A 12386-nucleotide genomic window follows, 5' to 3' on the forward strand; every position below is an offset into this window, starting at 1 on the left:
TTTTACATTTATTCTAACAAATATAAATATTTATCCGCCAAAAGTTATTTATTTTCCGACAAATTGAAAATCAAGTCAATGATTCTACTGGAATACCCAGTTTCATTGTCGTACCAGCCAATAATCTTTACCATATTGCCAATTACAGAAGTCATTTGGGCATCAAAAATACAAGAGTGTGGGTTGCCTACAATGTCAATGGATACAATAGGATCTTCTGTATATTCTAGAATCCCTTTATATTTTTCGTGTGATGCTTTTTTAAAAGCCTCATTAATTGTTTGGATTGATACAGATTGTTTTACATTAAACGTAATATCTGTTAATGATCCATTAGCAACAGGAACTCTGATACCACAACCACCTATAACCTCTGATAATTCTGGAAAAATTTTAGTTAATGCTTTTGCAGCTCCAGTAGTGGTAGGTACTATACTTTGTCCTGCTGCTCGAGCACGACGTAAATCTCTATGTGGTTGATCGTGTAAACTTTGATCTGTAGTATAAGAATGAATTGTTGTGATGTAAGCTTGGTTTATACCGCATAGCTCATTAATAATATCAATCATTGGAGCTGCATTGTTTGTAGTACAAGAAGCATTAGATATTATGGTTTCGGTACCATCTAATTCGTCTTGATTAACACCTAAAACAATCGTTTTAATATCATCTTCAGTTGCAGGAACACTTAAAATTACGCGCTTTGCACCGTTAGTGATATGATGCTGTAAGTCTGAAGTTGTTTTGAATTTCCCTGTAGATTCAATGACAAAGTCGGGCGAATACAAAGACCAGTCAATGTTTTTTGGGTGATTTTGGTTTAGCAAAGGAACAGCAACACCATTAACTAGTATTGCGTGATCTGTCGATGTTATGTCTGCAGGGAATACACCATGTATACTGTCATATTTTGCTAAGTGAGCTAATGTTTTAGCATCTGCTAAATCATTAATGGCGACAACCCTAATTTTTGGATTATTATGAAGCAATCTAAAAACACGTCGTCCTATGCGTCCAAAACCATTAATGGCAACTGTAATCATATTAGTTTATGTGTTTTTGAGCTTTGTAAGAAGAACGCACTAAAGCACTACTTTCTACATGTCTAAACCCTAATTTAAGCCCAATCTCTTCATATTCTTTAAACTCGTCTGGTAGTATAAAACGTTTAACAGGTAAATGCTTTTTACTAGGTTGTAAGTATTGACCAATAGTAACAACATCTACATCGTTATCACGTAAGTCATGAAGTGTTTGGATCACCTCTTCACGTTCTTCTCCAAGACCTAGCATAATACCAGATTTTGTTCTACGTTGTCCTTGTTGCTTTAAGTATTTTAATACACCTAAGCTTTTTTCGTATTTTGCTTGTATGCGGACTTCTCTTGTTAGTCTTTTAACGGTTTCTATGTTATGAGAAACCACTTCAGGAGCCACATCAATAATGCGATCAATATGCATTTCTACACCTTGAAAGTCTGGAATTAAAGTCTCAAGAGTTGTTTCAGGGTTCATTCTACGAACAGCTTTAACAGTTTCTGCCCACATAATACTTCCCATATCTTTTAGGTCATCTCTATCCACACTAGTTAAAACAGCATGTTTAATACCCATTATTTTAATAGAGCGTGCTACTTTTTCCGGTTCATCCCAATCCACATCTTCTGGGCGTCCCGTTTTGACACCGCAAAATCCACAAGATCGTGTACAAACATTCCCTAAAATCATGAATGTTGCAGTACCTTCTCCCCAGCATTCTCCCATGTTAGGACAGCTTCCTGATGCGCAAATGGTATTTAGGCTGTATTTATCAACTAAACCTCTTAGTTCTGTGTATTTTTTACCAGTAGGTAATTTTACGCGTAACCATTTTGGTTTTGGTTGTCTTTTTGGTAATATATTAGATGCAGTTTCTGTATTCATAAGTGCAGTTTTCTATAAGCAAAGATACGAAGTATTTTGTTTAAAATTTAAGCCGAAGCTGTAAAGTAAAGGCGATGAAAAGCTACTTTTTTCGAATGACTTCTGCTAATAATTTTTTAGCGCGAAGTAATTTTACTTTAATATTATTTATGGGTTCTTTTAATTCTTCAGAAATTTCTTTATAACTCAATTCCTGAAAATAACGGAGGTTTATAACCTCTTGATAGTGAGGTTTTATTTTTTTTATATCTCGTAATAACTTAGCTAGGTTCTGTTCAGTAATTAATTTGTCTTCAGCAGAAGGACTTTCATCAGCGACTTGATAAACGTCATTTTCATCTGAGGGAGAAATGGCTTGTTTAATGCTGTTTTTTTCTTTTCTAATAATATCGATATGAATATTTTTAGAAATAGTAATTAACCAAGTATTGAAGGCGTATTTATTATTATAAGATTCAATCTTATCAAATGCTTTAGAGAAGGTTTGAATCGTGATATCTTCAGCATCATTTTCATTTTGAATACGTTTTAACTGAAACCCATATACCTTATCCCAGTAATTATTTAGTAGATAGTTAAACGCTTTTTGATCGTTTTTTTTAGCTCTTGTTATGGCTTCGTCTATTTCCAATAATTTGGTTTTGATATTTGATTAGTTATAAAGATAATAAATTGTAGTACAATTAAAGAAATCTCAAGAAAAGGTAATAACAGAATCGTATCTAATTCGTTTAGTTTTTTAGCAGAATAGCCCAACGATAGATATTGGAATAAAAATCTTAAAAGGATTAGAGGCAATACAAAAGGCCATAAAAAAGAGGATAATGCTAATGCGATTCCTAATACCCAAAACAAAACTTGAGTGATGTAAAATAAGGCTAATAAAAATTGATGTTTAATTTTATAATGTTTTGCTGTAGATACATGTCTGCGTTTTTGCTTTATCCAATCTTTTAAAGCTGTTTTTGGAATGGAGCTTGTAAAGCTTTGAGGTGTAATACTAATAGTTGTGTTTTTAGCATTAGCAGCTTCATTTATAAATAAATCGTCATCACCTGATCTAATTTGCATGTGTTTTATAAACCCATTAGATTTAAAAAATTCATCTCTGTGATAGGCTAAATTGCGACCAACGCCCATAAAAGGGATACCTATTTTTGCAAAAGAAAAATATTGGGTTGCTGTTAAAAGTGTTTCGAATCTTATCAGCTTGTTAAGTAAAGAGTTTTTGACTTTATTATAAGCACCATAGCCTAAAACAATGGTTCCTTTTTCAGAAAAATTAGCACTCATTTGCTTAATCCATTGATTGGACAAAGGTTGGCAATCTGCATCGGTGAATAAAAGATGGTCGTATTTGGCAGCTTTAATACCAAGTGATAATGCATATTTTTTATTTCCCCAAAACGCTTCGATGTTTTTAACATCTACAATTTTGATGTTATTATGACTAGATTTAAAAGCTTCAAAAATTGTCAAGGTGTCATCAGAGGATGAATCGTTGATTAAAACGACTTCAAAGTCAGGGTAGTCTTGCTCTAAAATACTAGGAAGAAATTTTTTAATATTCTCCGCTTCGTTTTTAGCGCATATAATTACAGAAATAGGAATAGTATTAGTAGGCTTTTTTTTGTTTTTTGAAAAAGCGAAGCTACCAAATAGGACAGCATAGAATAATACTTGAATGATAACTACAGTAACAAAACTGTAGAACAATACCTCAAGTATTAGCATGTGTTAAGAGTGTTGCGTTTCGTTACAGTTGTCAAATTGATCTGGAGATTTTCCACAAAATCCACAAGATTCACCTTCCGTATTTAACATAGGGTTTTGACTTGCACAAGTCCCTGCAAATTTACCGTCTTTTTTTGCCCAAATTTTAATTGCAATTCCTGCAAATCCTAAGCCTAAAAGGCCAATAGTAAGTAATAAAAGTTTCAAAATAAGTTGCTTTTTTAGTTTTACAAAGATACTAAATTTTAGGAAAAAGAGCTTTGATTTTAACTTTTCAAAAGTATTGTTTGATTTTAATGGCTTTGAAAAGTGTATTTCATCGAAATTCTTATTCTTGATGTAGTAAAATAGTAATATCAATCGGTTTTTTTATAATTTAAGACTCTAACTTTTAAATATTAAAATTATGAAAAAATTATTTGCAGAGTTTTTTGGAACCTTTTGGTTGGTCTTTGGAGGATGTGGTAGTGCTATTTTTGCAGCAGGATTCCCAGATTTGGGTATTGGATTTGTAGGGGTTGCATTGGCTTTTGGACTTACTGTCCTTACGATGGCCTTTGCTGTTGGTCATATTTCTGGAGGGCATTTTAATCCAGCAGTATCTCTTGGTCTTTGGGCTGGTGGTAAGTTTCCGGCTAAAGAGTTGCCAGGTTATATCATAGCGCAATTAGTTGGAGCTATTGTAGCGGCTGTAGCTTTGATGTATATTGTTTCTGGTAAAGCTGGTTTTGTAGATGTGGGTGGATTTGCAGCTAATGGTTATGGCGATTTATCTCCTGATGGTTATTCTATGATGTCTGCGTTAGTCGCTGAGTTTTTATTGACTTTATTTTTTCTATTAATTATATTAGGTAGTACTAGTGAAAAAGCACCTAAAGGGTTTGCACCAATTGCAATTGGTTTAGGATTGACATTAATACATTTAATAAGTATACCAATTACAAATACTTCTGTTAATCCTGCTAGATCTACTAGTCAGGCATTATTTGCAGAAGGAGGTGAGCACCTTGCGCAATTATGGTTGTTTTGGGTAGCGCCAATTGCAGGCGCTTTAGTTGCTGGTGTTATACATAAAATGGTATTGAGTAAAGATTAATATTTTTTTAATACAATAAAAAAAGCCTCACTTAATTAAAAGTGAGGCTTTTTTATGAAAACTATTAGTTGATATTTAATCGCCTATTTTTAAGGATATTTCAGCAACTGGTGTATCGTTGGATCTTACTTGGCTACCTCCTTTAGGTTCTATTGATATGCTTAAACCTAAAGCATCTTCTGTATAAGGGATTTCTTGAAGACGTCTATCCGCTTCGCTTAACACACCTAGATTAACCATTTTACCTTGTAATTCTGCCCAAATTTGATAGACTTTATTATCAGGTAATTGAGGTAGTGAAACCACATCAATCATTGATTTTTTATCTTCTGGGTTTATGTAGGCGACCGTTTTTAAGTTTTTGGCTCTAGTGTTTCCTTTAAGAATATACTTTTCTGTTTCAGGGTTATTTAATTGCTTAAATTGATCTAATAATAGGTTTAAAGTACTGTTGTTATTTGCTATATCACCTCTTAAATCAAAAATTTCATCGGCAATAGTTTGGTTCTCGCTTGATAGTTGTTTGTTCTGATTAAACAGATAAAAAGAACTTGAAGCAAATAATAAAGCAGTTACACTAGCTGCAATAGCTAAACTATACCATTTTTTTGTTCGTTTTGGTTTTAAAGCAATTACGGGTTTCTCATCTAAAGCATTTAAGACATTGTCTAAGATTAACTTAGGCGCTTTTACTGTCGTTAATTGTGCAGTAAACTCTAGTTTGTCTTGAAGTGTATCGTATGCTTTTTCTATTTCTGGATATATAGAAATATAGTGTTCAACTTCTAATGTTTCAGAAGCTGTTGTTTGACCTATTAAATATTTGTTTAACAAGTCAGAATTTAAAAATGTAGTTATTTTATCATTCATCTTTTTTACAATTAAGGGTTGTAAATTTTTTTTAATTCACGTAACGCAATTTTTAATCTTGATTTTATTGTCCCCAATGGTATATCTAGTTCTTCACTAGCTTCTTGTTGTGTCATTCCTTCAAAAAATAAAGCGTTAATAACAATCTGATACTTTAATTCGAGGGTATGTAAATGTTTTTTTATATCTAAAACATCCTCGTTTAAACTATTCGTTGTCAGTTTATATACGTTTGAATTTTCGATTTGGATTTCTTTGATAGATTTTTTATTTACAGATCGTATTTTGTCTATCGCAGAGTTATAGGCAATCCGATATAGCCATGTAAATAATTTAGCTTTATCCGGATTATAACTCTTTCCTTTTTTCCACACTTTGATAAGTGTTTCCTGAAGGACGTCTTGTGCTAAGTCATCGTCGGATATTACTTTTTTTATAACGCCAAATAAGGCATCTGCGTAATTTTCGTATAACAGGTTTATAGCTTGTTTATCACCGTTTTTGAGGTGTGCTATAATATGTTCTTCTAATGAGAAATTCAAGCTATTGTTTATCGTTTGTTAGTTTAACTGTTTTAATTTGAAGTTATTATATTTTGTTAGAAAATATTAACTTCAGCTTCAATTGAAATATTAAAGATACGATAAATAGTATCTTGTATCAATTTTGAAAGATTTAAAATGTCCTCGCCTTTAGCGTCACTGTAGTTAACTAAAACTAAAGCTTGCTTTTTATGGACACCGTAATTATCAAAGGTTTTGCCTTTAAAACCCGCAGTTTCAATTAACCAGCCCGCAGGTACTTTAATTTCTGTTTCAGAAATTACGTAATGCGGAGCATCTGGAAAGTTTTTTTGAAGAGTGGAAAAAGCAACATTGGAAATGACAGGGTTTTTGAAAAAACTACCTGAATTACCAATCTCTTTAGGGTTAGGTAATTTGCTTTCGCGAATAGCAATAACAGCATTAGACACATCTTGGACTGTTGGTTGCTTAATATTAAAATGTGCTAATTGAGTAGTAATCGCTCCATAATTAGTATGTAAAGTGTGGTTTTTAGTGCTTAATTTAAAAACCACACTAGTAATTATATAATGTCCTTTAGCTTCTTGTTTAAATATAGAGTTACGATAACCAAAATTACAATCTTTGTTATTAAACGTTTCTAACTCTAATGTTTGTAAATTTAAAGCTTTACAAGAATAAAAATTGTCTTTTAGCTCTACACCATAAGCACCAATATTCTGTATAGGACTAGTGCCAACATTTCCTGGTATTAAAGATAAATTTTCTAAGCCTCCAAAGTCTTGTTTTAGTGTCCATAAGACAAATTCATGCCAGTTTTCGCCAGCCTGAGATTCTATTAAAACATAGTCGTCTGTTTTGGATACAATTGTTTTTCCTTTTAAATTTAAGTGAATAACAAGTTTGTCTACAGCTTTAGTCAATAGCATATTACTACCACCACCAAGGATAAACTTATCGGTATTTTTTTCAGTCGAATAAATAGATTTTAGATCTTCGACACTTTCTACCGATACAAAATGTTTAGCTGTAACATCAATACCAAAAGTATTGAAAGGCTTTAAAGATATGTTGTTTAGAATAGTCACTAATCTTTATATACTTTAAGCGCTTCTTTTAAAATATGAACTGCTTTTTTTAAACTATCTGTATTTAGTACATAAGCAATTCTGATTTGATTTAAACCAACACCAGGTGTGCTGTAAAAACCAGCAGCAGGTGCCACCATAACAGTCTCTCCGTTAACATCAAAGTCTTCTAAAAGCCATTGCGCAAAGGTGTCAGTGTTTTTTACAGGTAACTGTACTATACAATAAAATGCACCTTTTGGGTTGGCAACTTGTACGCCTTCAATTTTATTTAATTCTTCAATTAAGACATTTCTTCGTTCTACATATTCTTCAATAACATCATCAAAATAACTTTGAGGCGTATCTAGAGCAGCTTCACTAGCAATTTGTGCCAATGTAGGCGGACTTAATCGTGCTTGTGCAAATTTTAATGCGGTTGCGATAACGGCTTTGTTTTTAGAAACTAAACAACCTATACGTGCGCCACACATACTGTAACGTTTAGAAACTGAATCTATAACAATAGCGTGGTCTTCTAAACCATCCACTTGTAAAATAGAGTAGTGCGTTGCGCCGTCATAAGCAAACTCACGATAAACCTCGTCAGCAATTAAAAACAAATCATGTTTTTTAACAATGGCAGCTAGTTTTTGTATTTCTTCTTTAGAATATAAATAACCGGTAGGGTTTCCTGGGTTACAAATTAAGATTGCTTTTGTCTTAGGTGTGATTAGTTTTTCAAAGGCTTCAATTGGAGGTAAAGCAAAATTATCTTCAATTTTAGAAATTACTGGGACAACCTTTACTCCAGAAGCAGTTGAAAATCCATTGTAATTGGCATAAAATGGTTCAGGAATAATAACTTCATCATCTACATCCATAATACTACCAAAAGCAAATAATAAAGCTTCGCTACCACCCGTAGTTACAATAATATCGTCATGTTTAACATGGATATCATTTTTCTCGTAATAGTTCGCTATTTTTTCACGGTATTGTTCTGAGCCTTCTGATCTCGAATACGATAATACATCTATATCCGCATCTTTAACAGCTTGTATTGCTATTTTTGGCGTTTTAATGTCTGGCTGACCAATATTTAAATAAAAAATATTTTTACCAGCTTTTACTGCTTTCTCAGCAAATGGCACTAATTTTCTTATCGGTGACTGTGGCATTAACTGCCCTTTATTAGAAATCTTTGGCATTACAAATTATTTAGATTGCAAATTTGCGAAAAATAATTGTAAATTTTCTCAAAAAAACAGGTCTTTTAAACTGACTTTTAATTAAATTCTAAAAGGGCTTATTTCTATTGTAAATCGAAGTAGGTAAATAATTTATAATAGTACAGGTCGAGTTTGTTAAAGAACAAAATTTGTTATAAAATAAAAAAGCCGAAACATTTAGTTTCGGCTTTTAAGTTATTAAAGGGGAATGGGTTTATTTTTCCATTACGCTTTTACTTTTTTTTTCTAAAACACTAGTTTTAGAAGGATCGATAACTTCTCCTTTTATTTTAAGAGAAACAGTTGGTGTTGTAGCGTTAGATAAAACTGTAATTGTTTTTCTAATAGGCATCACTCTGTTAGTGTCGTATTTAACTTCAATTTCTCCAGTTTGTCCAGGCATGATTGGTGCTTCTGGCTTTTTAGGGACAGTACAACCACAACTAGAGCTAACTTTAGATACGATTAATGGTGCGTCTCCTGTGTTTGTAAACTCAAAAGTTCTAACGCCATCGGCACCTTTGTTAATTGTTCCGTAGTCAATAGTCGTGTCTTTAAATTCTATTTTAGCTGTTTTTTCTTGAGCATTCATCGATAAGCTAATTAGTCCGATAAATAATATTGTAAATAATTTTTTCATTGTATTATGTTTTATTTGGTTTGTAAATTTAATTACTTTTTATTCCTCATGCAAAATTATTAGATGTAATGCACAGTTGTAAATACTTCTAACGTATTTAACTATACATTATTCATCGTTATAATTTCACAAAAACAGAAATATAAGTACTTTTGTAATATATATTTCAAAAACTATTCCAAAGTATGCAAATTCCATCAAAATATAATGCTATTGAAGCAGAAAATAAGTGGTACGATTACTGGATGAAAAATAATTATTTTCATTCAGAGCCGGACGATAGAGAACCTTATACCATTGTAATACCTCCTCCAAACGTAACAGGAGTCTTGCATATGGGGCACATGCTAAACAATACAATACAAGATGTTTTGATTCGTCGTGCACGTTTACAAGGTAAAAATGCTTGTTGGGTTCCTGGTACAGATCATGCATCAATTGCTACGGAAGCTAAGGTTGTTGCCAAATTAAAAGAACAAGGTATTGATAAAAATGATCTGACAAGAGAGGAGTTTTTAGCACATGCTTGGGAGTGGACAGAAGAATATGGAGGTGTAATCCTTGAGCAACTTAAAAAATTAGGATGTTCTTGCGATTGGGACAGGACTAAATTTACAATGGACGATGATATGTCGGAGTCCGTAATTAAAGTTTTTGTTGATTTACATGATAAAGGGTTGATATATAGAGGGTACCGCATGGTAAACTGGGATCCTGAAGCAAAAACAACGTTGTCTGATGAGGAAGTAATCCATGAAGAGCGTCAAGGAAACTTGTACTATATCAATTATAAAATTGAAGGTAGTGACGATACACTAACGATCGCAACAACACGTCCTGAAACTATTTTCGGGGATTCTGCTATCTGTATTAATCCAGAAGACGAACGTTTTGCACACTTACGTGGAAAAAAGGCCATAGTGCCAATCGCTAATCGTGTAATACCTATAATTGAAGATGAATATGTTGACATCGAATTTGGTACTGGGTGTTTAAAAGTAACGCCAGCACATGATGAAAATGATAAAAACCTTGGTGATAAACATAATTTAGAAGTTATTGATATTTTTCATGAAGATGCTAGTTTAAATAGTTTTGGATTGCAGTTTGAAGGTCAAGACCGTTTTGTTGCTAGAAAAAATGTAGCAAAAGCATTAGACGATTTAGGCGTTTTAGTGAAGACAGAAACACACTTAAATAAAGTAGGAACGTCAGAACGTACCAAAGCTGTTATCGAACCAAGATTAAGTGATCAATGGTTCTTAAAAATGGAAGAATTAGCAAAACCAGCTATCGAAGCTGTTTTAGGTGAGGATTCTGAAATTAAATTATTTCCGAAAAAATTTGAAAATACATATCGCCATTGGATGGAGAATATTCGTGATTGGAATATCTCAAGACAATTGCTTTGGGGGCAACAAATCCCAGCTTATTTTTATGGCGATGGAAAAGAAGATTTTGTAGTTGCAGTAACTATGGAATTAGCGCTAGAAAAAGCAAAAGTAGCAACTAATAATACTGGGTTAAAAGCAAGAGACTTACGTCAAGATACTGATGCTTTGGATACATGGTTTAGTTCTTGGTTATGGCCAATGTCAGTCTTTGATGGTATTAGAAATCCGGAAAATGAAGATATTAAGTACTACTATCCGACAAATGATCTAGTAACAGGTCCAGATATTTTATTCTTTTGGGTCGCGCGTATGATTGTTGCTGGTTATGAGTATAAAGGAGAAAAACCATTTAACAATGTTTACCTAACAGGTTTAGTACGTGATAAGCAACGTCGTAAAATGAGTAAATCCTTAGGGAACTCTCCTGATGCTTTAAAGCTAATAGAACAATATAGTGCAGATGGTGTGCGTGTTGGAATGTTGTTTAGTAGTGCGGCAGGAAACGATTTAATGTTTGACGAAGCATTGTGTCAACAAGGAAAAGGTTTTGGGAACAAGATATGGAATGCATTTAACTTGACTAATTTATGGGAGGTTAATGATACGATTGCGCAACCAGACTCTAGTAAAATAGCTTTAGAATGGTATGAAGCTAAATTTAGTAAGGCTTTAGTAGAAATTGAAGACCACTTTAGTAAATACAGATTAAGCGATGCTTTAATGTCTATTTATAAGTTGATTTATGATGATTTTTGTGGTTGGTTATTAGAGATAGTAAAACCAGCATATCAACAACCAATAGATGCGGTAACGTATAATAAGGTCATGTCTGCTTTTGAAGATAATTTAATAATTTTACATCCATTTATGCCTTTCTTAACAGAGGATATATGGCAGTATATAGCAGAACGTACACCTGAAGAAGCTTTAATAGTTGCAAAATGGCCAGAAATAAAGCCGGTAAATGAAACTATTATCTCTCAATTCGATTTTGCTTCTGAAGTTATTTCAGGGATCAGAACGATTAGAAAAGAGAAGAATATTGCTTTTAAAGATGCGATTGGTTTTTCTGTAATAAATAATGAACATTCAAATACCAAGTTTGATGCGGTTATATCTAAATTAGGAAACTTAGAAACGATCGCCTATGTTACAGAACCTGTGGAAGGGGCGTTAACGTTTAGAGCAAAATCCAATGAGTATTTTATACCAATGGATGGTGCTATAGATATAGAAGCTGAAATAGTAAAACTAACGGAAGAATTAAGTTATACTGAAGGTTTCCTGAAGTCCGTGCAAAAGAAGTTGTCTAACGAGCGTTTTGTTGCAGGAGCACCAGAACAAGTAATCGCTAACGAACGTAAAAAAGAAGCTGATGCTTTAGCTAAGATTGAAACTTTAAAAGCTAGTTTATCTAGTTTGAAGTAATTAAAGTCACACTAAGTACAGTCTAAGTGTTGTATAAATTTAAAAAGCCTTTCCAGTTTGGAAAGGCTTTTTTTTGGTTGTTGATTAATAACGTTATTGATTAATTTTTCCCTTAACAAATAACTAACTATTTATAAGTCTCTGAAGTATTCAATTTGTTACCCTTTTTAATGATTTTTTTTTAGGCTATAATGATGTGAAACAAGTGTTTTACTTCAATTCTACTAGAAAAGAAACATTACTTTGACTAATATTGAAAACTTTACAGAGAAGTTTAAGTAGTTTGAGTGGAATGAGAAATTGATCTAAATAAAAAACAATATTAATTGTTTATCAATTAACAATTACATTCATGATAACCGTTACCTAATGTGCTTCCTGCAGAGAGTAACTATCCAGAACAAAATCCTTCAGAGACGAAGTGTTCACAATATGGGGCTTTTGTTTTTAATTTTTTAAGACCTCCATTGATGGTTTT

General features: G+C 32.7%; 12 protein-coding genes. 2 read left to right on the forward strand and 10 right to left on the reverse strand.

Going from position 1 to position 12386, the window contains the following annotated elements; all coding sequences use genetic code 11:
- Positions 1-44: 44 nt before the first annotated feature.
- The 5 genes from gap to H0I26_RS07020 form a co-directional block, all read right to left on the reverse strand.
- Positions 45-1043 carry a type I glyceraldehyde-3-phosphate dehydrogenase gene (gene gap / locus H0I26_RS07000; protein ID WP_218701598.1) on the reverse strand — a complete coding sequence of 333 codons (999 nt, stop codon included), beginning with the start codon at positions 1041-1043 and terminating at the stop codon, positions 45-47.
- A 1-nt stretch (position 1044) separates the two neighbouring features.
- Positions 1045-1923, reverse strand: coding sequence for a lipoyl synthase (lipA, locus tag H0I26_RS07005; protein WP_101017253.1), 879 nt, complete (start codon positions 1921-1923; stop codon positions 1045-1047).
- A gap of 82 nt (positions 1924-2005) precedes the next feature.
- A complete protein-coding gene (locus H0I26_RS07010) occupies positions 2006-2554 on the reverse strand; it encodes an RNA polymerase sigma factor (protein ID WP_101017256.1) in 549 nt (182 codons plus the stop codon).
- The gene (locus tag H0I26_RS07015; protein WP_218701599.1) at positions 2545-3657 is read right to left on the reverse strand and encodes a glycosyltransferase; all 1113 of its coding nucleotides are present in this window, start codon (positions 3655-3657) and stop codon (positions 2545-2547) included. The genes H0I26_RS07010 and H0I26_RS07015 overlap by 10 nt, the downstream gene beginning before the upstream one ends.
- Before the next feature lie 3 nt (positions 3658-3660).
- On the reverse strand, positions 3661-3864 hold the full coding sequence (locus tag H0I26_RS07020) for a membrane or secreted protein (RefSeq protein ID WP_101017258.1): 204 nt from the start codon (positions 3862-3864) through the stop codon (positions 3661-3663).
- Between the two features lie 199 nt (positions 3865-4063).
- On the opposite strand from H0I26_RS07020, the gene aqpZ reads away from it, so the two are divergent.
- A complete protein-coding gene (gene aqpZ, locus H0I26_RS07025) occupies positions 4064-4753 on the forward strand; it encodes an aquaporin Z (protein WP_101017260.1) in 690 nt (229 codons plus the stop codon).
- A 75-nt stretch (positions 4754-4828) separates the two neighbouring features.
- On the opposite strand, the gene H0I26_RS07030 is transcribed toward aqpZ, so the two are convergent.
- The 5 genes from H0I26_RS07030 to H0I26_RS07050 all read right to left on the reverse strand — a co-directional run bounded on the left by H0I26_RS07030 (position 4829) and on the right by H0I26_RS07050 (position 9086).
- Positions 4829-5623: an anti-sigma factor domain-containing protein gene (locus H0I26_RS07030; RefSeq protein WP_218701600.1), complete on the reverse strand. Its 795-nt coding sequence runs from the start codon at positions 5621-5623 to the stop codon at positions 4829-4831.
- A gap of 11 nt (positions 5624-5634) precedes the next feature.
- Positions 5635-6165, reverse strand: a complete 531-nt coding sequence (locus H0I26_RS07035; RefSeq protein ID WP_101017264.1) for an RNA polymerase sigma factor — start codon at positions 6163-6165, stop codon at positions 5635-5637.
- Positions 6166-6221: 56 nt separating this feature from the next.
- Complete coding sequence (gene murB / locus H0I26_RS07040; protein WP_218701601.1) at positions 6222-7235, reverse strand: UDP-N-acetylmuramate dehydrogenase; 1014 nt, start codon at positions 7233-7235, stop codon at positions 6222-6224.
- Positions 7235-8425, reverse strand: a complete 1191-nt coding sequence (locus tag H0I26_RS07045; protein WP_218701602.1) for a pyridoxal phosphate-dependent aminotransferase — start codon at positions 8423-8425, stop codon at positions 7235-7237. Before H0I26_RS07045 ends, murB begins: the two co-directional genes overlap by 1 nt.
- Before the next feature lie 235 nt (positions 8426-8660).
- Positions 8661-9086 (reverse strand): DUF1573 domain-containing protein, encoded by a 426-nt coding sequence (locus H0I26_RS07050; RefSeq protein WP_218701603.1) that lies wholly within the window; start codon positions 9084-9086, stop codon positions 8661-8663.
- Between the two features lie 185 nt (positions 9087-9271).
- Between H0I26_RS07050 and H0I26_RS07055 the strand changes: the two genes are divergently transcribed.
- A complete protein-coding gene (locus H0I26_RS07055; protein WP_218701604.1) occupies positions 9272-11908 on the forward strand; it encodes a valine--tRNA ligase in 2637 nt (878 codons plus the stop codon).
- The last annotated feature ends 478 nt before the right edge of the window (positions 11909-12386 follow it).

It is taken from the genome of Olleya sp. HaHaR_3_96 (assembly GCF_019278545.1).
Classification (GTDB): domain Bacteria; phylum Bacteroidota; class Bacteroidia; order Flavobacteriales; family Flavobacteriaceae; genus Olleya.